This window comes from Myxococcus llanfairpwllgwyngyllgogerychwyrndrobwllllantysiliogogogochensis, from assembly GCF_006636215.1.
GTDB classification, from domain to species: Bacteria; Myxococcota; Myxococcia; order Myxococcales; family Myxococcaceae; genus Myxococcus; species Myxococcus llanfairpwllgwyngyllgogerychwyrndrobwllllantysiliogogogochensis.
Genome location: NZ_VIFM01000100.1, coordinates 1 through 22,485 on the forward strand (window position 1 = coordinate 1; position 22,485 = coordinate 22,485).

Genomic DNA, 22,485 nt, shown 5'->3' on the forward strand with positions numbered 1-22,485 from the left:
GGGGTGGGGTGGGGAATTCCCGCGCGCGGCAACGCCGCGGCGACGGGAATGGGAACCACGTGTTGTTGCCGGTCAGTAGGAGGCTGCTCAGTTCTGGTGGCGGAGTCCCGTCAGGTCGTCGGGGTACTTGTCGACCGGGCAGCTCACGTTGCGAGGGGCGTCGCTCACTTCTTTACCCAGGCGCGTGCGCACCAGGTGCTCCACGAGGTCCACAGGGGCCGACGCGCGCCCGGAGGCCTGCGCGCCCACCAGGTCCTCGACAAGGTCCACAGGGGCCGACGCGCGCTCCTGGCGCGCGGAGGCCTGCGCGCCCACCGGGTCCTCCACGAGGTCCACAGGGGCCGACGCGCGCCCTGGCGCGCCTGGAGGCCTGCGCGCGCGCACCAGGTGCTCCACGAGGTCCACAGGGGCCGACGCGCGCCCTGGCGAGCCCGGAGGCCTGCGCGCCCACCAGGTCCTCGACAAGGTCCACAGGGGCCGACACGCGCCCTGGCGCGCCTGGAGGCCTGCGCGCCCACCAGGTCCTCGACAAGGTCAACAGGGGCCGACGCGCGCTCCTGGCGCGCGGAGGCCTGCGCGCCCACCGGGTCCTCCACGAGGTCTACAGGGGCCGACGCGCGCCCTGGCGCGCCTGGAGGCCTGCGCGCGCGCACCAGGTGCTCCACGAGGTCCACAGGGGCCGACGCGCGCCCCTGGCGCGCCCGGAGGTCTGCGCGCGCCGGCCAGGTCCTCCACGAGTTGCTCATCATACTCACCACCGGACAGTAGGGGGATGAGCTACTCGCCTACTGCAACGTCACTCAGCTCGAGGAAAAGATCGGCGGCGTCCTCGGAATCTGAGGCGGTCTTCGCCGTCCGGCGCGCCACCTTGACGGCCCTCCAGTATCGCAGGGAGGCCGCTACGGCTTCGGGCAACTCGGGAAGACCGATTGCCTCACCGTAGAGGCCAGCAATGCACGGCCGAAGGTCCTCGGCCGCAGAAGCAGGTGACTCGTCTTTGCAGGCCCTTGCGAAGTGGGCAAGTTGGGCAGAGCCGATACGGATGTTGAGGCAGCCGTCGAAGAGACTCTCGGGGGCTTCTCCGACCGTTGTTGCCCAGATGCTTGGCACCGAGAGAAGGCCGATGACAGGTCTCGCCGCAGATGTCGTCAACGTTGCGAGAGCTGCTTTGCCTGCTGACTGGCTGAGGGCATAGGTCGGCATGTGCCGGCCAGAAGTGTCAGCCACGAAGTTCGGCAAACCGCGACTGTGGACGCGGATGATGGCATGGACGAAGTCCGTGTCTCCGTAGAGGCTGCAGGACGCGATGAGGGCTAGTACGTCCACAGCGGCACCACCTCTCCTAGAACCTCCGTGACGGCCACCAGGCCAAAGTAGCGACCATCGAAGCTCATGGGGTGGTGACCGGCGGGGAGGAAGAATCCACGAGGAACGACGCCACAGAACCCAGCGGTGGGGAGTGGCCGGCCAGCCGAGTCGACGGTGCTGATGTCGCCATGGACAGCGCCGTTGATGCTGAGACGCCCGTTGCGGGTACACACCTCGTCACCTTCGACTGCTGCTGCCGGCTTGACGAGAACGGCTCCAGCGCGGAGGTAGTGGCGGTCCTCGACGATGCCGCGGACTGATGAAGGGACCGGGAACGCGACAACCATGCCGCGCTCAGGGAGCTGGGGGCTCGAGCGCCAGTAGAGACCCAGCGGCATGCTCGGCGTCTCGTTGATGATGACGTGGCTGCAGATACAGCACCCAAGCGCAACAAGGCCGAGCGCCGCAGTCCAGAGGATGAAGCATGTCCGCTGTGGGGTCATCGTGAAAGCAGGGAGGGGAGAACTTTGGCGGAGGGAAGCCGGCCACCTAGGACGGCCGCCACGCGGAGAAAAAAGGAGTCGGGGAGCTGCTCGACAGTGACGCCCTCTCTCTTGAGGTACTCAAAGAGTGAGCGCAGCCGGTCCACGCGCCCCCAGGTGTTGACCTCGATGAGCTTCGTCACGTCGGGGTACACCCCCGGGATGTGAAGGAGTTCCCCCTCGGCTCCAACAGTCCAGGTACGCAACACCCAGCACCGTGGTCGATGCTTCTGCACGACCAGGTACCCGACGATGGCGTTGGCGCCAAAGAGGGCGATGGGGCCATGGTGGCCCCTTCTCTGGGAGTACGGCGCGCCATAGAAGAGGCTACACGACAGGGTGGCCTCTTCCCTGAGCTGGATGGCGGTGACTTCGCTCACTGACGGCCTCTCGTTCCTGCTTCACCGTGCGAGTTCGGCGCCCCGGCTACGCCCTACAGCCCTCCGACGCTGCGTTTCGACTGCACGGATGTAGGCCTGCTCCTTGAGCTTGAGTTCGTCGTTCCAGTCCTTGCCGATGCTCGGCACGTCCCGGACAACCCGAATGCCGGGATTCGCGGTTGCCGCAATCTCGGTGATGGTGGCTGCAAGCTTGTCGCCGATGGCGTCCTTGTCGAACGCGGTGATGACGACGCCATGCGGCGGCATCTTCCGAATCATCTTCCCGATGAGCTCATGTTGATGGGGACTGAGGGCTCCTCCCGTCGACGCGTACCTGTGGTCGGGGCCACCTCGGAGCTGGTGGTAGCTGAAGGCATCAATCGTGGCCTCGGTGAAAGCGAGGGTGGTGTCAGTCACCTTCGCGTTGCTGGCCCATACGGCCTTGACGCCGCCCTTGGCGAAGCCCGTGTACCCGCGGTTCTTCACCTCGTAGCCAGAGATTCCCTCCACATCGCGGTGGAGGAAGATGGCGTTGCCACGCGAGTCTTCGCGCCACGTCCCCACGAAGCGAGAATCGGTCAGGGTCTCAGGACGGATTCCGCGGCCGTTGAGGTACAGCGACGTCGCGGGCTGGACCATCTGATTCACGCGCTTCTGGACACCCGGGCGATCCGCATCGGCAATCTCCAGGGCATGGACGTACTCGGGGAGGGGAGGCTTCGGGCGAGAGTCGCCGATGTAGCCGCGCAGCTCCTTGCGCACCTCACCGAGGGACCCCCGTCTGCGGCGTTGGCAGAAGTCGATAATCGTCCCGTTGTCATTGTCGTCGCGAACAGAGAAGTACACGTAGTGGCCGTCGCCGCCCCTCTTGATGATGACTTTGTCATCCGTGTCGGGGTGCCGCATGGTGACAGCGGCTCGACTCGACTCTTGCCGTGAGAAGGTGTAGCCGAGAGTCGCGGCGTACTCCGGCAGATTGATGTGGCTCTTGAAGCGCTCCAACTCGTTGTCGTCCATGGGGCCTCCAATCAGAGGTGCGTCTGCGAACTGCTGCGGTGGGGAAAGAGGGTGATGGTGGCGCGGCGAGTAGGGAGGCCGGCATGCAGTGCCTGCACCAGTTCCGCCGCCTCGGTGAGCACTCGAACGGTGCCAGCCACGTTCGAGCAACCTGCCTGCGCGGGGCTGCGCGCCATGAGGATTCCTGCCCCAGCCGCGATTGATTCGAGGTCGTGCCTGGCCTGTGAAGTCACCGAGTGAAGTTCAGCGAGTATTCCGCTGAGGGCAGGGCACTGGGCTGCCAGCTCCTCGAGGCGCGCGAGCGCCTGCAGGAGTTGCTGGACGGTGGAGATGAGGTCGAGCGGCGTCGCCATGCGGAGTCCCTCGCCCACGTCAGAAGGGGACATCCGCGTCATCCATCGGAGGCGGCTGACCGTCGCTCGCCGGTTCCTGCGTCGCCGCGCCCCTCGACCCGGTTCTCGTCGGGTCCGCGGACCTCTGGTCGGGGCGCTGCCCAAGGAACGTCACCTGTGTCGCGATGACTTCCGTGGTGAAATTCTTGCGGTTCTCCTTGTCGGTCCACTCCCGCGTTTGGAGCTGCCCTTCGACGAAGACCTGTCGGCCCTTCGTCAGGTGCTGATGGCAAAGCTCAGCGAGCTTTCCCCAGACGACAATGCGGTGCCACTCCGTGCGCTCCCGCTTCTCGCCGGCCTTATCCGTCCAGGTGTCCGTCGTCGCGAGCCGCATGTTCGCCACGGCCTTGCCGCCGGGAGTGGCCCGCAGCTCCGGGTCCGCGCCGAGGTTTCCAATCAACATGACCTTGTTGAGACCTTCCATCACATCCTCCTTGTGGTGACTCGGGTGCTTCAGGTGAGGGAGGGCTTGCGAGCGCCAGAAGTGGCAGTGCGCTTGCCCAGGCCCGATTTCCTCGGACGCTTCGCGCCGGGCCGCCCGGCACCGGGAGACGCCGGCTTGCCGTTCGCGTCCTCAACCGTCGCGCGGCAGATGCGGCAGCTCCAGAAGCGCCCCTTGCTGCCCTTGAAGGAGCGAAGGCTTCCAGCACAGGGCGGTTTGGGGCAGGGATAGGCGGCAGCGATGGCAAGAGGCCCCTGCCGGCGGCCTTCTTCCACCAAGGAGCGGAGGTGCTTCGTGACTCCCGCGAGGAAGTCCTCGAGCGTCAGTTTGCCGTCCCCTGCCTGGACACGCTGGAGGGCATCCTCCCAAAGCGCAGTCATGTCCGGCGTCGTGACGACATCCGGGAGGGCCTTGATGAGGGCACGCCCGGTGAGCGTCGAGATGACCGCCTTCCCCTTCTTCTCTACAAAGCTTCGCTTGAAGAGCGTCTCGAGAATGTTCGCGCGCGTGGCGGGTGTGCCGATACCGCGAGCATCCGGTGCGACGCCGGCCTGCACCTTCTGGAAGAGCTCCTTCAGCTTGGGGTTCCTGCAGTGCTTGCCGATGTTGATGATTGCCTCCGTCAACGTCCCTTCGGTGTAGGGCTTGGGAGGCTGCGTCTTGCGCTCGAGGATGGTGACGGGCGCGGCCTTCACCCTGTCCCCCTCATTGAGCTGAGGCAGGGTCGTCACCGCAGGTGCCGACGCCTCCCCGTCATCCGCATCGTCGGCCTGGCTGTTGCTCGCCGGCTGCAGCTTCCTCCAGCCCGGTAGGAGCGGCTGACGGCCCGTCACGCGGAAGTGTTCGCCGGCAACATCAATTTGAAGCTCGGCCTGGAGGTACTCATAGGGCGGGTAGAACTGCTGCAGGTAGCGCCGGGCGACGAGGTCGTAGACGCGCAGCTCCTGCTCAGTGAGTCCACTCGGCGGCGACTCCGCGGGCGTAGGGATGATGCCGAAGTGTGCCGTCACCTTTTTGTCGTTCCAGGCTCGCGAGCGGAGCGTGAAATCGGCTCCAGCGACATGGATGGAGAGGCCAGGAAGAACCCTCGCGACAGCCCTCGCGACTTGCGGGCCCTGGGCGTGATGGCTCTCCGGCAGATACGAGCAGTCACTCCTCGGGTAGGTCGTCAGGCGATGCGTCTCGTAGAGACTCTGCGCGATTTCGAGGACCTCCTTGGTCGAGAGTCCGAGCTGCCGGTTCGCATCAATCTGGAGGTCGGCGAGGGAGTAAGGGAGGGGAGCTGTCTCCAGGACCTTCTTCCGGCTCGCTCTCGTCACCTTGCCAAGCTGGCCTTCCGTCCGCGCCTGGACCTGCCGCGCCTTCTCCGTGCTGGTGAGTCGTCCTTCCTCATCGAGGAAGGGCGCATCCTCCTCGCGAGGGCGCCACTGGGCGTTGAAGGCCCCACCCTCTGCCGTCATCGTTCCCTGGATGGTGAAGAAGGGGCGCGGTTTGAAGTCCGCGATTTCGAGGTCCCGTTGAACGATGAGGCCCAGCACTGGCGTCTGCACACGCCCGACACTGAGAACACCGTCGTACCCACCCTGCTGCCCGAGTAGTGAGTAGAGACGCGTGAGGTTGAGGCCGAACAGCCAGTCTGCTCGCTGGCGCCCCAGGGCGGCCTCCGACTGCGACTTGAAGTCGGAGTTCGGCTGCAGCGCGCCGAAGGCGGCGCGAACGGCCTGAGGATTCTGGTCCCGCACCAGCACGCGGTCGACGGGACCTTGGTAGCCAACGAAGGTGAGGAGCTCGTCCACCAGCAGTTGCCCCTCACGGTCCGGGTCACCGGCATGGACGATGCGGTGAGCCTTCCGGATGAGCGCCGTGAGGCCCTTGACGAGGTCCTCGTTCTTCGGCACCAGGCGCCACTCATGCGGGACGATGGGCAACGGCCCCAGCTCCCACTGTTTGAGCGCCTCCGAGTACGCCTCCGGTGGCGCCATCTCCAGGATGTGGCCGACGCACCAGGCCACTACATCCCCGTTCGCAAGAAGGAGGGAGTTCCCCTGGCGGCGGTGCTGCGGGTCGAGGGCCTCAGCAATCGCACGTGCGAGCGATGGCTTCTCAGCAATGATGAGGGCCATGTGATGTGGTCTCCTATGACATGATGTCGGTATTTCTATAGCAGCACAAGTTGCGTACTACAATGGTATTGCAGCCTCCCGAGAAACGAGAGAGGGGCCGGCCCGCGCGGTGCGGACCGGCCCCTCGTCGCTTCGGCCTTCGGCGGAGTGCGCTACTCGGTCGGGTAGGGCGACAGGTAGAGGTCCTTGGAGACCAGGACATTCACCTTGAAGCCCGGGCGGACTGTAATCGTGGGCTGCACGTCCATGTTCTTCTGCGTCAGCCGCTGGCCAGCGGAATTGATGGCCTGAGCTCCACCTGCCGCCCATTGCTGCGGAAGCGAAGGGTTGATGCCACCAACCCCCGTTGCCGCCTGCGTGACGGCGGACAGCATGGTGGAGAGAACAACGCCGGTGGCCATGCGCCCCCAGTGGTTGTTCACGTCGTCGGCAACCCCACTGTACCCCTGGGTGTCAACCCCAGGCATGCACTCGAGGTCCACGCTGGACCCGTCCGGTCGAATCAGCCGGTCCCAGCACAGCAACACCCGCTCCTGGCCGTACGCCACCATCGAGTCGTACTTGGCGAGGACAGTGGTGCCCTGAGGAATCATGACGGCCGTGCCGTGGACGGAGTCATAGACGTGCGAGGTCACCTGCCCCTTGATGAGCCCCGGCAGGTCGCTGTTGATGCCGGTAATCAAGGTCACCGGAATCAGGGTCCCCGCCTGGACAACAGGGCCGGGAGGCGCGCGTGTCATTGCCTTCCCGACGTTGCTGCTGCGGCTCTCGACAAACGCAATCTTCCTCCCCTGGAGGTTCGGGTCCTCGCCCGCACCAGCGCCCTGAGCAGCACTGCCACCTCCCTGTGCTGCACCTCCATGCGATGCACCGCCCAGCATGGGCAGCGATGAGCCTCCAGTGGACTCTTCACCCCCTCCGCCACCAGCGAAGAACAAGTCGCTGCTCCGCGCCTGAAGGTCCTGCTCAAGTTGCAGCTCCGCCTGCCGCTGTTGCTCAGGAGTGCCGGCCTGCGCGCTCACCACACCGCGGAGCGGCCCGCCCGATTGCCCTGGGGGCAACACGAGCGGCTCCTTGACGGCCACGGCGAGCGGCAGAGGACGACCTGGTTGCTCGAGGTCAATGTCCGGAGGGGCTGGTGGGAGTGCTGGAACGTCCGGCGCGGCCCGGATGACGTCCGGCAACGCGGGGGCTGCCGTCGGCGTCTCCGGCAGGGGTTTGCCGGGTGTCTGCCCTCCAGAGGCCGTTACCAGCGAGGGCTTCACCTCCCCCGCGGCAGCCTCCGCCCGCGCGGGCTCCTCGAGGACAGCCGAGATTGCCGCCAACAGGCCTATGCCCACGATGGCGGCGAGAGCGAGCAAAGGGCCCTTTCGAATCGCTCGGCCTCTCTTGCGGGGAAGCCGGAGTCGCTCGTCGTCCGGAGAAACCTTGCTCTTGTGGACGTCGGTGAGGCCCAGTCCGGGACTCGCCCTGCCGTTGACAGTAGGAAGAGGAAGAACCTTGCCACCCGATGAGGACTTCGGCTCGGGTTGGGGGAGTGGGCGTTGCGCAGTGTTGGCCATTGCGTCCTCAGTTCTCAGTCGCCTTGCGGATGATGCGGACCACGTCCTGGTCCTGCTGGCCCAGGCGCAGTTCCGCGGCATCGAAGAGCCGGTCCACCTCGTAGACGTTCTGACGAATCCGGTAGTTCGCCATCTCCGGCTCGTTGTCTCGGCTCAGGACGAAGAGGGCCGGCGCCTCGCGGTTCACCATCGACGCGGGGAACGAGATGTACGTCTTGCGGCCATCATCGAATGCCTTGAGAGGCTTCCAGGCAGGATTGCCGCGAAGCACCTCGACTCGATACCCGAAGTTCGCATTAGCCACGTCGACCGCCGGCATCGGTGGCGGCTTGGGGGCCGCCATGGCGATGGAGCCCTGAGCTGGGTCCCCAATCAACTCCGACTCTTCCGGCGGGTACATCCACTGGACCGCCACCATGTACGTCTCGGGGTACGACTTCAGTTCCAGCCGGTAGGTTCGCTTGTTGGTGTTGATGGACAGGGTGGTGTGGAGGTCCTCGCGGAGCGGCCGCACGTAGACGTGCCAGACGTCTTGCCCCCCTTCGGCTCCCTTGGCCACCCCTGCCTTCCACCTCGCGGTGTCGCCAGCCACGGGCTTGCCGATAATCTGCTCACCGGCCTGGAGCTGGATGTCGGTGACACAGCACGGTGCCGCGTAGACCTGGTAGAGGGCTCCAGGTTCGTAGGTGTACTGCATGATTGCATTGAAGTAGCCCGATGCCTCTGGGCCCTGCGTCGCGCGGCGAGTGGCGGCCTCGACAACGGCTTCAGGCCGCTGAGGAGTAGCCGACCTGCTCGAGCTCGACTCCGGCAACTTGCGAATCTGAGGTTGGGCAACCTGCGGTGAAGTCACCTGAGGCGCTGAGACTGGCTCAACGATGGGTTTGGCGGGCACGTACGTTTCCGGCGCCGGCCGAGCGGCCGACGACGTGGCGCACGCAACGGTGGTGGCACACAGAGTGAGGTACAGCAAGCAGCGAGGGTTGTGCATGACGTTGTTGCTCCTCTTCTTCACTTGAGGCGGTCCCAATGAAATTCCTCGACGAGCAGCCCGAGCGGATTCACCGCCAGCTGCATCTCTGACTCGACGGGGTGCTGGGCGACCGTGAACATTCCGCGCCACAGCACTTCGTCGCGCGGATTGCCGCGCTCGTCCCACGTCGTCTCGCGCCAGTCGACTTGCCATGTGCCATTCGACACCTGGACCATCGACTTCACTTCGACGGTCACTCGCTCCTTGGCTGACCGCGCGATGGGGTTGTTCTCACGCGCGTACTGCGTCAACGCCACCTGTGCCGTGCGGGAGGCGAGCAACCAGGCCTCTTCCCAGTTGCGCTTCACCACCGCGGTGTCCGCCGAGATGCCTCGGATTGCCGCGAGGAAGCGCCGGAGATGAAACTTGATGACGGCATCGGTCGGCTTGTACTGCTCAACGGCCGTGCCGACCGGGCCGCGATAGGCGGCGGCACCGACCTGGTCGACTTCGATGATGTGCGGGACGAAGCGCGGCCGAGAGCCGAGGTAGATGACGCCTGCCACGGCGACGAGCGCAATGGCGATAGCCCCGAATGTGGCGTGACGCCAGTTGGCGGCCTGCACGCGCGCATTGCCAATTCGGTCGTCCCACTCCTTCGCAGCTCTCTTGAAGGGCGTGTCGATGGGACCGCTGGGGGCGTAGTTGGGTGGTGGTTGAGCCATGGGAGTCTCACGAACCCTTCTTGCGGTCCGGATTCACCGGGGAAGGGGGAGGGGGAAGGGAATTGAGCTGCTTGGCCGCATCTGCCGCCCAGGCAGGAGCTTCCGCGGCACCAGGTGAGCGGCCAGCAGCGTCACCAGCCCCAGGAGCTGTTGAGGTGGAGTCCTTCGCGCCCGGCATCTCCGGGAATGACGTGGGAGGTGTGGAGGAGGACGGCTCGCTTGGAGAGGTCCCTGGAGCCTCCGGGGATGGATTGAGCGCCTCAATCGCGGCGAGCTGACCGCGCCGAAAGCGCTCCATCATGGGCGAGGCGGCCCCATCAGCTGTTCCCGCCACGCCGTTGACGAGTGCGCCCTGCGCGGCCTTGACCGCGCCCCCAATGCCTCCGGTGAGGCGGGAGCCGAGACTCCCACCTTCGGAGGAGGCCGCGCCCATCTTCGCGCCCTGCGCGAGGACACCCGCAGTCGTCATCGCCCCGCCACCAATCGCCCCAGCGAGCGACTTGACGCCCTCTACAATGCTCGCGCCCTCGCCCGCCTTGGCAGCGTTCTGGCCTGCAGCAGCAGCCGTGTTGGCCGTGTCAGCGGCACTCAGGGAGGGGGCGCCTCCGAGCCACCCTGAGGCAATCTGCGGCGCCTTCCAGAAGAGAAAGGCCAGGGCCCCGACGGTCAACATCATCGCGGTGAGCTCGTTGTAGGTAATCACATCCTTGGAGAAGCGGAGGTTCTTGAGGAGGGGCTCCACGACGCCAACCACGATAGCCAGGGTCATCATCTTGAAGGCACTCGACACGACGCCACCAATGGCCTTCTCCGCGATGAAGGCCGTTGGCCGGAAGATTCCAAAGGGCATCGCGACACCGGCGAGACACATCCACAGGTAGTGCTCAATCACGGCGAAGAAGACCTGAATCGCCATGACGATGAAGCAGACGATAAGGGCCAAGTAGGCGAGTCCGAAGACAATCGACTCTCCCAGTGCGTCAACGAAGGAGCGATCCCCCAGCTGTGCCGCTAGCGTTGCAGTCGCATCAAGTCCGTAGGCCGCAATCGTCGATGGGTCGAACATCAGCGACTCATCGCCTCCTCTGCCAACGGCGACGAAACCGAGGCGAATCAGCGAGGTAACGAACGCATGGACAAGGGTCGGGTAGCTCTGAATCACCCATGCCCAGCCGCCGAGGAAGAGCACCTTCTTGAAGCCGTCCGAAAGGCCCTTGCCACCCCCGGCGAAGTAGAGGCCAAAGAGAGTGACTTCGATGACAGAGAGGGTTATCGCGACGGCGAAGATGAAGGGCCTCAAGCGTTCATGCGCTGAGCCGAATATGTCGATGAAGTTATTGAGGGCCTGCGTTAACGCATTGAACTCCATGGTTGGTCACCTCATCCGAACTTCGGGAAGGCCCTTTCTCACCTCGGGCTTGGGACCTCGCTCCTGGTAGCCCTCGAGGCGCCGGCGGCGTGTCTCCTCGGCCCTCTGCTTCTCGGCTGCGGCATTCGCGGCCATCGTGTTCGTCACCCGCTCGGATGCGTCCAGGTGCTGAATCAGAGCGCCGAGCTGGTTCTGCATCACCGCCAGCATCTGAAGAATCGACTGCAGTTGGCGCACTTCACCGTCGGCCGTTGAAGAGCGCGAAAGAATCGCTTGCGCTGATTCGCTGTTGGCCTGCTGCACCTGAGTGACCTTCATCTGGAGCTGGCGGGCCGCCGTGACTGTCGAGTTTATTTGCTGCAACCACCCCCCGTACTGCGCTGCGAACTCCGAGAAGCGAACCTGCGTGAGGTCTCGGTTGGCGGTGAGCGCCTCGAACTGCCGGTCGACGGACCCAACCGTCTGCTGGATGGATTCGATGCTCTGGTTCGTCTGTAAGAGCAACTGCTGCACCCGGCCGAAATCCCCCTGCGACAACATCTTGGCCGAGTTCAGGGTGGACTCCAGCTGGGCCTTCGTCGTCAGCAACTGCTGCGTCATCGTGTACCCCTGCATCAGGGTCTCAACGAGAAGGCCGCTGAGGACGGCGACATCACCGCCGAAGAGGTCCGCTCGAGCGGGGCCAGGCCGGACCAAGCACAGGATGAGGGCGACGGCTGCGATGCGGCAGGGCAGGGAGGAGGGCGCGAAGTTCATGCGACGCTTCTTTCAGTTGAGGTGTGGTTGCGGAGCAGGTCCGCGGCCCAGTCGAGCTTTCGGTGGCGCAGCATCAACTCTGCGCGTTCGGTCGGCCGCGCTGGTCGGTGAGCTGCGACGGTGTCGAGAAACTTCTGGTCATCCGCGCCCGACATGCCTGCAAACGTCAGGGCAACAGGCCCCAGATCGAGCTGGAACAGTCGCCGGTTGCTTCCACAGGTGGCGAAGTAGTCGCGCTTGGGCAACGCGTTCGCGAGCGTCTGGAGGTCCCTCTGGGCGAGTCCGCATTCTCGGTAGGTGGCGGACCGCATCGGGTCGAGAGCACGCGGGTCCGGCAGGAACACCTTGGTCGCGCAATTCGAGAGGATGGTGTTGACCAGGTCTTTGTTCTTCATCATGTCGTCGACCTCCTGGGTCGCGAACACGACGAAGACGTTCTTCTTACGCAAGGTCTTCAGCCAGTCTTCCAGCTTCCGGGCCCAGTACGGGTGGCGAAACATGAGCCACGCTTCATCGAGTACCACCAATGTTGCTCGCCCATCGAAGCGAGCCTCGATTCGATGAAACAGGTACTGGAGAGCGGGCACCACCGCGGCATCACCAAGCTTCATCAGGTGGCCCATCTCGAACATCGTCCACGTGCTGCGCTGCAGCTCATCGCGGTTGCCGTCGAAGATTTGCCCGTAGTTGCCCTCCTTCGTGTACGGCCGAAGGGCTGCCCTGAGGTCCTTGCGGTGAGTGCCAAGGAGGTCCGCGAACTGCGACATGGTGCGGAGGCTCACCGGCATCGTGGCTACGTTGTTGAGCGACTCGTCTACGGCCTTCTTCACGTCGGAGCCGACGTTCACGCCCTGGAGCTCGAGCATGGTCGCGATGAAGTCGGCAGCGAAGATGCGGTCCGCACGGGTCTCCAGCGCGGCGAGCGGCTGCCACGACATGGGAGCGTTGGGGTTCCCGGGCTCGTAGATGGCGCCGCTCATTGCGAGGGTGGCGGCCCGTGCCGAACGGTCCTTGTCGAAGATGAAGACCTGGGCACCCGGGTACTTCGTCCATTCGAGCGCGAGCGCGGCAAGGAGCGTCGACTTGCCGGCCCCACTTGGGCCGATGACGGCGGCATGGCCCAGGTCTCGCTCGTTCAAGTTGAAGGAGAAGGGGCTCGTCCCGCCGGAGCAGAAGATGTTGGGAGCTCCAACGCCGGTGACGGCGCGGAGGTGCTCGTTCACCGCGGCGCCGGTCCACGGGGCTGAGAGGGGGATGAGGTGCGCGACGTTGAGGGTGTGCAGAAGCGGCCTCCGCACATTGCGGTAGACCTCTCCCGGCAAACTCCCCAGCCAGGCGTCGCGCGAGTTCAGTGCAGTCTCATCGATGAGACTGAAACCAAGGGATTGGACCCCCTGGCGGAGTGTGGCGAGCTTCTCACGCGCGAGCGTGAGGTCCTTGTCCCAGCAGGTGAGCGTTGCGGTGTAGAACCCGTATGCAACAGCGCCCGAGCCGTGGAGGCGCTGTGCCGTCTTCGCATCATCGGCAGTGTCGACTGCCGAGTCATTCTGGTGGACGGACTCTTCCTTGGTGAGAAAGCCCAAGGCGAGCGAGCGCAGCCCCTGCCTCTTCTTGAACCAAGACTTCTTGAACTTGTCGAGTTCAGCGTCCGCCTCCTCCTTGTCGAGGCAGATGAACCGAGTGACCCACCGATACTCAATCTGTGCCGCGTTGAGGGCCTCCAGAAGCAGGGGGAGCCCTTCGAGTGGGAATCCAACGAATGTGGCCGTTGGAATGAAGTAGTCCCCCAACATCGGGACGTCCCCACTCGTGAACGGGGAATCCGGGAGAAGGGCATCCAGGTACATCGGCGTCTCTGGGACGGCGACAGGATGCCGATGCATCGAAATCGTGCTCTTGAGGTACGTGAGCGTTTTCGCGTCGTCGAGCTCGTCGACGTGCGCGACCGCTGTCGAGAGGAGCCCGGCGATTTCCCGAACGGTGTCGGTGAAGTACGCCAGGTCCTCGTCGATGGAGAGACCCGTGGTCGCTTCATTGGTGGGGTCGTCGTAAAGCAATGCCTCCAGTCGCTTCTGGTGGGTCGCTGGGAGCTGGTAGGTGAACGTCAAGAAGTACCGAGAATCGAAGTGAGCGAAATCCCGGTATGCCTCCCGCCGCTCGAAGTCGATGAGCACTCCGACCGGACTGCTCCACTTTGGTGCTGGAGGGACGCTGAGTTTCAGGCGCTGGGCTTCGATGTGGTAGGCCCAGCCGGAGCCGAGCCGTTTCAAGGCGTTGTTGATACGAGCAGCCGCAGTGATTCGTTCGGGATGCCCCGCTGACTCCAAATCGTGGCCACGAAATGAGAAAGTCTTCTGCAGGAGGCCGTCCTTCTGCAGGACAACTCCAGGCGCGACGAGCGCAACCCAGGGCAGCATGTCCGGCAGTCGGTCGGTCGGCTGGCGATACTCGCGGAGATTGAACATGGGTGTATTCAGGGGTCGAGTCGCCGGCGTCCACGTGCGGCCCGCCGTGCGACATCGAAGAAATACGGGTCAACCTTGGTGAGCCAGGCGAATCCGGCATGAAGGCCGACGCTGAGAATCAGCACCCACCAGACCCTCGCGCCCAGCACGAATCCCGCCGTCGTCACCCACAGCATCTTCGCGAGCTGCTCAGGCAGCCCGGCGATGCTCCTCGGCAGGAGGAGACTCTGGTGGATGGGCGCTCGCCCGTCGTTCTCGGCGGGGGTCACACCAGAGCCCCGCCAGAGAAGCCCAGCATGGGCAGCCCCCACGCGCTGGCGTTGAACGCAATCGAGAGGCCGAAGCCAATCTGCGCGGCTCTCTTCATCCAGCCCCCCCCGCCCTCTGATTGGGCGATGGAGAAGCCGAAGAAGAGGATGACGATTCCGCCCGCGATCTTCGCGAACGGCCCGGTGATGCTCCGAGAAATCTGCTCGAGCGGTCCCTCCCAAGGCATGCCGGCGGACGCAGCGAAGGCGTCGGCCGGGAGCATGCAGAAAACCAGGAGGAGCACGAGCAACACGACGTACGGAACGCGATTCAGGCGCATGGCTGTCATTCTATGGAATCACAACTCCGGACACACGTCCGCCTTGAGGCATTCAAGAGGGGCGCCGGCTGTGACACCATAGCATGACAGACAGAGACCTACAACCGCACCGCGCCGCGTGTCGTCAGAGGGGCGCTGACACGACGATGGAGCACGACTCGGGGCTCAGTTCGTGCCACCGGTGACGCAGGAAATACACCAGGAGTGCGCCTTCACGCTCATCCCCAGCACGAATCTCCCCCTCCTCGAGCAGCTCCCCATCATCGAGGACCCGGTAGAGTCCTCCTGCGACTGTTGGTGCAATCTCCGCCGTCAGCATTTCGCCTCCGTGTCTGCAATTCCATAACATTGCGGCGAGACATTCGCAAGGCGGCGCGACGGCACTGAGTCAAGAAATTTCGCCGGCTCTCTTCCTACTGCCCCTTCCGTCGACGAGCGGCCTCTTCAAGCCGCTTCCCGAAGACGGCCAACGCCTCGCCCTTGGTCCGCGGAATGCCACTTCGCCCGGTGCAGTCGCAGCCCTCCAAAGGGCACAGGGCAACCTCGCCCGGCGGCCTCGCCGCCTCCCACGCGGCATAGAGACTCCGGACTCGAGGACCGATGAGGAGCTCGAAGTTCGCTTCGATTTCTTTTCGGAGATCGGGGCGGCCCCGGGCCGCCTTCCACTCGTTGGGATAGGCCTCGGAGGCCACGAGGGCAGGGCTCCACTTTTTCACCCGCCCGGAAAGAACGACTTCCACAGGATCTCCGAGATTGTTCATCACCCAGAACCGGCGCGGCTTCCCCCCCTCTTCAACGTTGTGCCGTTTCCAGCACCGCTCGACTTCTTTCTCCAGGGCGGTGGGAGGCCGTGTTGACACCGGGGCGGGTGGTGTCTCGGCAGGGGGCGGCGAAAAGGCGCCCTTCCCGGATAGCCCTGCGTGTTGTGCGGTGCTGCGGCTCGGGTTGTCGAGAGGAGGGGTAAGGGTGCTGCGGTTCGTGGGAAGGGCGGTGCGGAATTGGACTTCCGGCACTGGGGGAGGTTTGGTGCTGCCTGTGTTGGCGACTGCGGCCAAAGGCCGCTCCACTGAGCTGTTCGCTCGTGAGTTATCCACAGGCCCCGCAACTACAAAAGAGAACATCCTTTGGGGTTGAGGTTCCTCAACTGGTGTCGGGTGACTTGGAAGAAGTCGCTTGGCGGCGTGTCGGCACACCTTTTTCGTGAGGTCGAACACCTCGCCGAGGATGCCCGTCAGCACCCTGGCCCGAGTCCCTCTGAGCCGCGCCTTGCGACGGCCCAAGTCGTCCCAGGTGATGCCGCGGGCGTCGAGCCAGGCCGCACCAGCAGGCGTGAGGTAGGTGATGCCGTGGGTGTTGACCCGTGCGCGCTCAACGCCGTCCTTCGTCACGATGGAGGCGCAGCGCTGGTCCGCCGGCCTGTTGGCGGTGACGTCCGCGACACGGCGAAGCGGGGCATAGTGGCGAATGAGGCCCAGCGTGTCGCCGAGCTCCAGGGCATCGCAGATGGTGGACTTGTCCCGGCCGATGGCCTTCGCCTTGAACCGCAGGGGGACCTGGACCCCAACGCCACAGAGGGCTCGGCGGTCACCAGGCGAGTAGCGGCGCGCCGCTGGAAGGCCGTGGAAGGGGCGGAGGAGGGCCATCAGGGCGCCCAGCGTGGGCGTCACCTTCTCGGATGCCTCCCATTGGTCGAGCTCCGCGACGTGCCGTTCCGCGAGGCCGTTGAGGCGACCAAGGACCTTCGCGAAGTCGGCCTCAACGACGTAGCTGCGTGGGCTGCAGAGTTCATCAGCCCGGAGTCCCGTCAGGACTCCCTTCTCAGCGTGAGCTTGAGCCCTGGCCCTGCGGGCCGCCTTCACGTCCTCGTCGAGCCTCGCGCTGTCCTCTGGCGTCCAGGGGATGTCACAGCCAACAGGCCGGTGGACCAGCGCTGACAGCTCCCCCTCCTGCGCGTGCGTCCTGCGCCCAACGAGGTCGAGGCGGAGCTGCTGCGCCAGGTCGCCGATAGAACGCGGCCCGCCAGTCCCCAAAGCACCCCGGCTCGGGGCTGTAGGGAAGGAGGCTCGGCGTTGGTCGGACGACGTTGGAAAATCAGGGGGTTGGCGAGTGTACATGCGGCACGCGCGCGCAACTCGACAACCCGGGCCAACCACGCTAGCTTCAGCGCCGGTCGTCCAGGTTGTTGGGCGCACCAGTAGCGGCCGGGTTCAAACGGCGGCTACGACAGGGATGGTGAGGCCCCCCCGGCGCGAACCGATAGAGGGGCTTCTCAAGGTTCAAAGGGCTGTCAGCGTTGGCGCGCTGGCAGCCTTTCCTCTTTCTGGACGCTGCGAGAGCTACATGGCCTGCCTCACTCGTGAGGTTTGGAGTGTTGATCCACGTCGGGGGTGATCGGAAGGCCGATCAGCATCCCCCTGTCGGATTAGCCGAAGATGATCCCAACGGTGATGGGCACCCGGAACTCCACCTGGCCTAGATCCGCAGGGTTGGTGGTGACGCCGAGCCCCACCGAAGTCGTCAACCAGTTGCGGAACCGGTACTCCAACCCGAGCTGCAGGCCCGCTGCCGGGCTCACCTTGGAGACGTCAGGGAACGCCGCGCCGAGCTCGGTGTTGGAGACCAGGTGCACCAGGTGGTGGTGGCGACGGTACTGCCCGCCCAGCTCGAGCTGCGCGAACGGTGCCCAGGCCGCGCCGGTGTCGTAGCGGTAGTGCGCCACCAGGCCGAAGGACAACCCGAGCAGGTCCTGCTGGAGGTCCCCCAGCGGCCGACTCCCGCTGGGGAGCGTCACCCGCGTGCCCGCATACGTCACGTTGCTTGCGCCCTGAATGCCGACGGACGCTCCGAGGTGGAGCTCGTCGGTGAGGCCATAGTAGGCGGTGACGCCGATGCCTCCCCCGGCCGCCGATGCAGAGGCAGCCCCCTCCAGCGGGTCCTCGAGCCGCAAGAGACTCGGTCCCCCGCTGAGGAGTACGTAAATCTCGCGGCTGTCGGCACTGCTGGTAACCGGAGCCAGACCCACCAGCATGAGGAGGGGACGGAGGAAGCGCATCGGAACATCTCCAGGTTGGACGCTAGGGAGCGGAAGAGGTGAGCGTGAGTGGTGCAGGGATGGCGAGCGGGTAGAGCTTCTGCGTCGTCCCGCCTGATTCGACGTGGTTGTAGAAACCGCGAACACGGTTCACCGGAAACGGCTCCGTCCCCGAGTAGGGCTCGCACGTACCGCTCGTTCGGAGGACAGCCGCGGGGAGAAACTCCTCGTCCCGCTCTGCCTCTACCCGGTACGCGGTATCACCACCGGCGACGAGCCATCCCTCCGTGAAGTCTTCGCGGATGAACGACCCCCTTCCCGTGCAAGGCGGCGTCGAGTCGAAGTAGATCTCGACCTGCGGGGCGACACGCCCCGTCCGAAGATTGCGAGTAACCCACAGCCTCTCGGTCCGTGTTCCATCACCGCTGACGGGGTACGTCTCAAGCAGCGTGACGTTGCCCTCCGAGAGCCCATAGGAAGGGCCGAGCGTGGTGCCGCCGGGCTGTGTCACCACCACCAACGGTCCGCCAGGTTCACCAGCTGCCCCCGGAGCGCCCTGCGGCCCCTGAGGGCCTTGGGCTCCCTGAGGGCCTTGGGCCCCTGGAAGGCCGCGCGGACCCGGCGCCCCACTCGCCCCATCATCTCCAGTGCAAGCAATGAGCGCTGAAGCAGCAGTGAGAAGCAGGGCATGACGAACAGCTCGAACAGCTCGCATGGAATCACCTTTCGGATAGCTCGGCCCTTCAATTAGCCGAGAGGTCAACAGCCTTCGAAACTACGCCCGTCTTGATGACACGGGGAGCACCGACAGCGGGAAACACGTCACCACCAGCTACGTGCGTGGTGACGGCATTGACGTTGTAGGTCAGCGCCACGTCCAGCAGCGCTGAGTTGAGCGTACGGACGAACAGCCTGCGGTCGTTGGTGGCCATGTACTGGGTCACACCGTCGAACCGGCAAGTACTCGTCTTCCGGGTGCTGTAGCCAATGCCGTAGACGTACTCGTAGTGGTCCCCTACAGCCGTGAGAGTCGGCAGCGGCGCCGAGCGTCCCCTTGGGACGACCACGTACAGCACAATCTCGCCGGGCGTTGTCCCTGTTGCAGCCGGAACACGCCATGCAGCGCGTCCACTCAAGGTGTAGCCCGACGGAGCTCGGGACGACTCGTACTCTCCACCCAGTGGCTGAGGTGAGCCGTAGCCGATGCTGTCCCAGTGGCCGTATTGCCCGACAATTGAGACAGTCGAAGGAGAGCCCGCATCACATGTCCACTGCTGCGTTGAACCCATGGGGTGCAGTGGATAAGTTTCCGGGATTCCATCCGAGACAGAGCAGGGATACGGCGGCCGGGTGCCACCGCTCGTAGCACATAAACCGTAGGCCCCCGAGAGGTCCCATTCGTAGCTCGCGGCAAAGCTAAACCCATCTGCGACACGGGTTCCTGTTGCATCAGGGCGAGCCTCGGTCGACCAGGCCTCGACAACCTTCCAGGCCCCTGGCTGGGACTGGGTGATGTTGACGACCATCGGCACCGAGTGAGGGTTCCGAACATGGAATCGGGCGATCCGCATCACGCTCGTTCCCTCGAACGCAAGTGTCTCCGGTGCCCACAGGTCGGCATAGGGGAAATGGCCCGAAACGCGGTACCCGTAGGGGCTCTTCAAGTCACGAGCCGATGGATAGGCCGTCTGCTCGGCAATCGAGAGCGTGGGTGTCACCAAGTGAAGCGTCAAATTCACAGGGGGGGCACTACCAATGTTTCCGGCGGCGTCGCGCGCTGTCACTGTCACCTTCAATGTGACAGGCGATGTCACTGCGTTCCGGAGCCCGGGAATGGTGTCAGTGGTGATGGGAAGTGCGTAGGTGCGGTCTCCCTGTGAGGACCGAAGCTTCCAGTCCAGGAGGTTGCCAGTACTCGTCGCCGGTGAACCGCAGCCGGTGCAAGAGATGGAGTACGTGACCAAATTGATTGGCGCCTCAGTCGCAGTTTCCAGCACCGAGAATCCAAGCCACGGAGTGTTGCCCTTGAGTGCTTCGAGGTCAGCTGCGGTGAGCGGACCTGGTGACAGGCGGGTGACCGACTTGTAGAGGATGCCTCCCTCACCAATAGCTTCTTCGACGCTATTGAGGCCGGTGTACTGCACTGGCATGACGGGGACGCCCGTCGCGGACTCCGCATGGGCGATGTCGCGCTCCGAGCGATACACGCCACCTTCCCGGCCGCTGAGCAGTTGGACGACAGGAGGCTTGGTATCCCGCACCACCGTCGGAGTGAGGACGTATGGATTCACTCCTCTCGTCGCGCCCGAGTTCCGCGGGGCCGCCACGTCCTCGGCCCAAAGGACGTAGCTCACCTTGCCCTCACCCTCGACTGGCATCGTCACTTGGAACGCTCGCGAGGACGACTCGTACACACCAGCGACACGTTCCGTCGGCTTCGTGGCGAGCCGTCCGAAGACCCTGTCGACCCCCGCGGAGACATCGACTGCGGACACCAGGAAGGTGACGGTGTTGGAGTTCGTCGCCGCTGTAGGGGGCTGCCAGAAGCTGAGGACGGGGGGAGTCCGGTCGACACGAACGGAGATCTCCTGACGCACGCAATGGCCCACCAGGTCACAGGCGCTGAAGGTTGCAGGGAAAATACCATCGGCGGGCGAGGCGGGAGGAGCCCACGAGCCCAGGAGCTCAGCGCCGCCTGTGAAGGTCGCACCCTCGAGCCCTGCCACCGCGTGCTGGCCAATACCGGCCTCATCCACAGCGTATGAGGCCAGCGGGAGGACGCCGCTGTAGCAAATGCTCTCGACGGGTGCTTCGACCTCGAGGGTCGGCGCCGTGTTGTCCACCGTCACGACGTACTCGTGCTCGGCGGTATTGCCCGAGAAGTCCGTCGCCTTCGCGACGAGCGTCAACGGTCCATCCTGGTCCGTCTTCCACGTTCCCTCGTAGCGATAGGCCGAGTTTCCCTGGGGCACAGGCGGCATCGGCGCATTCGCAATCATCACCTCAAGGGACTTCATCCCCGACGGGTCATTCGCCAACGCCTGGACCTGGAGCACCCCGCCAACGAGGTTCTTTTCTCCTACTGCCTGAACGGGGCCTTCGGCGCCTTCGAGCGTGAAGCGGACGTTCCAGGACACGGTCGGCGGGGTGTTGTCGAATCCCGACTGGCCGGGAGTCCGAAAGATTCGTGGGTTGCTGCCGCGCGACAAGTCGTCCTGGAGTTGGCGAGCATCTGCCGGGGCGAACGTGGCGGTGTTGCGGTCGGAAGTCAGCCACCCCTCAATGGCGCGTGCGAGGCGCACCCGGGGGATGCTGCTGTCGAGACGCGTCGCGGTGGTCCCAGCGGAGCGAATCTCCATGCCAGGGGGAAGCACGAGCGGCTGTGCCACATCCCCATCAAAGTAGCCGTCGTACGCCAGGTCATCGTAGAGCGCAGAGAGAAGGGTGAGCGACTGAACCCGCGCCGCGGGCGTCAGCCCTGCGGCATCCGAGATACCGCGGGCCTGAAGCGACAGTGCCGCAGTGATGAGGCCGGCCTTCGCGGCGTCATCGAGAATCGGCACGGCCTCGGTGGTGAGGTCGGCGGGAACGACGCGAGACCAGTCGAGAGCTCCGAAGTGATTGTTGAGGTGCCCAGATGCCTCACGATGGGCCTGGACAATGTCCTGGTGCTCCACCCGTGCGTAGTAGAGCGAGAGTCCAGCCGTGAGGTGCGTGACGACATTCACGGCGACGTCCGTGAGGTGAGTTCCCGCCGTGAAGGACGGGACCAAGGCCGTCAGTTCTGTCGTGCCGAGCGAAACAGGAGTAGCGGAGGCCTCATCCACGAAGCTGCCCCCGGTGACAACGACGAGGAATGGGCCTTCCTCAATGCCGACGTCCACGTGGTAACCGCCGGCGTCGTCAGTGGCGCCCCGGCCGACCTCGGCACCGCGCTCGGTGCCGAGCAGGCGGAAGACACGGACGTCGGCCTTCGCGACGGGGCCTTTGACGACGACACCGGTGAGTGTGCCGCCCGGACCGGACGGGAGTTCGGTACCAGTGCAGGCGGCGCCGAGCGCCGCGAAGAAGAGGAGAAGTGTAACCCGCTGCAGACTCATGACGAACACCCCCGGGGGCCAAGACCTGTACTGTCATAGCATGACAGCCAGGGGCCTCAACAGTGAAGTGCTTGAGATGAGGCTCGGCACCCGTTCCTGACTCGGATAGCAAGGAAGGTGCCGCAGCAACCACGACTTCTAGTCGTAGTAGAAGTCACTGGGGAGCTTGATGGCCTGAAGTGCTCGGTTCCGTTTGTCGATGCGCTGACGGCACGCGATGAACCACATCGTGCTGCCAACGAGGAAGAGCACCAGTGGCACTGGCTCTCCGTCCTTGGTCAGCACCGACTGCGCCGCCTGCTGAATCGTCCGAAGGTAGAGCGGGTGAATCGAGATGGTCGTCTGCCCATGAAGGCTTCCGCCATCCTTCGAGCGCTCGGGTACGTAGGGCCACACCTTGGACGCTTTGATGGTCCGGTCAGCCTTGAAGGCGGTCGCGGTGAAGCCCAGTTCCCTCGCCTGCTCCATGGCCGCCGTGTAGACGAGCTGGCTGACGTCGACCTTCACCATTTCGTCGCTAGGCCCGCTCGCCTCAGCGCTCAGCGCCTCCGCCGCAGCCTTCATGACTTCGAGCTCGACCGTGCGAATCCGCATGGAGACGCTCTTGTAGTTGCGCGGCTTCTCCTTCTTCTCGCTGGGCGGCATCGGCTGCTCGCTGGGCGGCTTCTGCTTCTCGCTGCGCGGCTTCTTCGTCTCGCTCAAGCGACGGCT

Annotated in this window: 22 protein-coding genes; all 22 read right to left on the bottom strand. The window is 64.8% G+C overall.

From position 1 onward, the window contains the following. Positions 1-87: 87 nt before the first annotated feature. Positions 88-384 (bottom strand): hypothetical protein, encoded by a 297-nt coding sequence (locus FJV41_RS23810; protein ID WP_181790877.1) that lies wholly within the window; start codon positions 382-384, stop codon positions 88-90. A 393-nt stretch (positions 385-777) separates the two neighbouring features. Continuing rightward, positions 778-1,326: a hypothetical protein gene (locus FJV41_RS23815; RefSeq protein ID WP_141644833.1), complete on the bottom strand. Its 549-nt coding sequence runs from the start codon at positions 1,324-1,326 to the stop codon at positions 778-780. After that, positions 1,314-1,811, bottom strand: a complete 498-nt coding sequence (gene traF / locus FJV41_RS23820) for a conjugative transfer signal peptidase TraF (RefSeq protein WP_141644834.1) — start codon at positions 1,809-1,811, stop codon at positions 1,314-1,316. Before traF ends, FJV41_RS23815 begins: the two co-directional genes overlap by 13 nt. Further along, complete coding sequence (locus FJV41_RS23825; protein ID WP_141644835.1) at positions 1,808-2,230, bottom strand: hypothetical protein; 423 nt, start codon at positions 2,228-2,230, stop codon at positions 1,808-1,810. The genes traF and FJV41_RS23825 overlap by 4 nt, the downstream gene beginning before the upstream one ends. A gap of 21 nt (positions 2,231-2,251) precedes the next feature. Next, positions 2,252-3,247 (bottom strand): toprim domain-containing protein, encoded by a 996-nt coding sequence (locus FJV41_RS23830; RefSeq protein WP_141644836.1) that lies wholly within the window; start codon positions 3,245-3,247, stop codon positions 2,252-2,254. An 11-nt stretch (positions 3,248-3,258) separates the two neighbouring features. After that, complete coding sequence (locus FJV41_RS23835) at positions 3,259-3,600, bottom strand: hypothetical protein (RefSeq protein ID WP_141644837.1); 342 nt, start codon at positions 3,598-3,600, stop codon at positions 3,259-3,261. A gap of 19 nt (positions 3,601-3,619) precedes the next feature. Then, a complete protein-coding gene (locus tag FJV41_RS23840; protein WP_438616750.1) occupies positions 3,620-4,063 on the bottom strand; it encodes a single-stranded DNA-binding protein in 444 nt (147 codons plus the stop codon). 29 nt (positions 4,064-4,092) lie between these two features. Next, positions 4,093-6,204 carry a DNA topoisomerase III gene (locus FJV41_RS23845; RefSeq protein ID WP_141644839.1) on the bottom strand — a complete coding sequence of 704 codons (2,112 nt, stop codon included), beginning with the start codon at positions 6,202-6,204 and terminating at the stop codon, positions 4,093-4,095. 152 nt (positions 6,205-6,356) lie between these two features. Then, positions 6,357-7,469, bottom strand: coding sequence for a TraB/TrbI/VirB10 family type IV secretion system protein (locus tag FJV41_RS23850; protein ID WP_220137886.1), 1,113 nt, complete (start codon positions 7,467-7,469; stop codon positions 6,357-6,359). Positions 7,470-7,773: 304 nt separating this feature from the next. Continuing rightward, the gene (trbG, locus tag FJV41_RS23855) at positions 7,774-8,463 is read right to left on the bottom strand and encodes a P-type conjugative transfer protein TrbG (RefSeq protein WP_181790879.1); all 690 of its coding nucleotides are present in this window, start codon (positions 8,461-8,463) and stop codon (positions 7,774-7,776) included. A 314-nt stretch (positions 8,464-8,777) separates the two neighbouring features. Continuing rightward, positions 8,778-9,464 (bottom strand): conjugal transfer protein TrbF, encoded by a 687-nt coding sequence (gene trbF / locus FJV41_RS23860; RefSeq protein ID WP_141644842.1) that lies wholly within the window; start codon positions 9,462-9,464, stop codon positions 8,778-8,780. 7 nt (positions 9,465-9,471) lie between these two features. Continuing rightward, a complete protein-coding gene (locus tag FJV41_RS23865; protein WP_141644843.1) occupies positions 9,472-10,833 on the bottom strand; it encodes a type IV secretion system protein in 1,362 nt (453 codons plus the stop codon). A 6-nt stretch (positions 10,834-10,839) separates the two neighbouring features. Then, positions 10,840-11,589, bottom strand: coding sequence for a TrbJ/VirB5 family protein (locus FJV41_RS23870; protein WP_141644844.1), 750 nt, complete (start codon positions 11,587-11,589; stop codon positions 10,840-10,842). After that, complete coding sequence (locus FJV41_RS23875; protein WP_141644845.1) at positions 11,586-14,054, bottom strand: TraG/VirB4 family ATPase; 2,469 nt, start codon at positions 14,052-14,054, stop codon at positions 11,586-11,588. Before FJV41_RS23875 ends, FJV41_RS23870 begins: the two co-directional genes overlap by 4 nt. 8 nt (positions 14,055-14,062) lie before the next feature. Then, positions 14,063-14,323, bottom strand: coding sequence for a VirB3 family type IV secretion system protein (locus FJV41_RS23880; RefSeq protein ID WP_181790881.1), 261 nt, complete (start codon positions 14,321-14,323; stop codon positions 14,063-14,065). Further along, positions 14,320-14,643, bottom strand: coding sequence for a TrbC/VirB2 family type IV secretion system protein (locus FJV41_RS23885; RefSeq protein WP_141644846.1), 324 nt, complete (start codon positions 14,641-14,643; stop codon positions 14,320-14,322). The genes FJV41_RS23880 and FJV41_RS23885 overlap by 4 nt, the downstream gene beginning before the upstream one ends. Before the next feature lie 413 nt (positions 14,644-15,056). Further along, positions 15,057-16,502, bottom strand: a complete 1,446-nt coding sequence (locus tag FJV41_RS23890) for a death domain-containing protein (RefSeq protein ID WP_141644847.1) — start codon at positions 16,500-16,502, stop codon at positions 15,057-15,059. A 563-nt stretch (positions 16,503-17,065) separates the two neighbouring features. After that, positions 17,066-17,695, bottom strand: coding sequence for a hypothetical protein (locus FJV41_RS23895; RefSeq protein WP_141644848.1), 630 nt, complete (start codon positions 17,693-17,695; stop codon positions 17,066-17,068). A 22-nt stretch (positions 17,696-17,717) separates the two neighbouring features. Continuing rightward, positions 17,718-18,191, bottom strand: coding sequence for a hypothetical protein (locus FJV41_RS23900; RefSeq protein WP_141644849.1), 474 nt, complete (start codon positions 18,189-18,191; stop codon positions 17,718-17,720). Then, positions 18,182-18,364, bottom strand: a complete 183-nt coding sequence (locus tag FJV41_RS53155; protein ID WP_141644850.1) for a hypothetical protein — start codon at positions 18,362-18,364, stop codon at positions 18,182-18,184. Before FJV41_RS53155 ends, FJV41_RS23900 begins: the two co-directional genes overlap by 10 nt. A 53-nt stretch (positions 18,365-18,417) precedes the next feature. After that, on the bottom strand, positions 18,418-21,774 hold the full coding sequence (locus FJV41_RS23910; RefSeq protein WP_141644851.1) for a hypothetical protein: 3,357 nt from the start codon (positions 21,772-21,774) through the stop codon (positions 18,418-18,420). 138 nt (positions 21,775-21,912) lie between these two features. Continuing rightward, positions 21,913-22,476, bottom strand: coding sequence for a hypothetical protein (locus tag FJV41_RS23915; protein WP_141644852.1), 564 nt, complete (start codon positions 22,474-22,476; stop codon positions 21,913-21,915). Positions 22,477-22,485 lie beyond the last annotated feature (9 nt).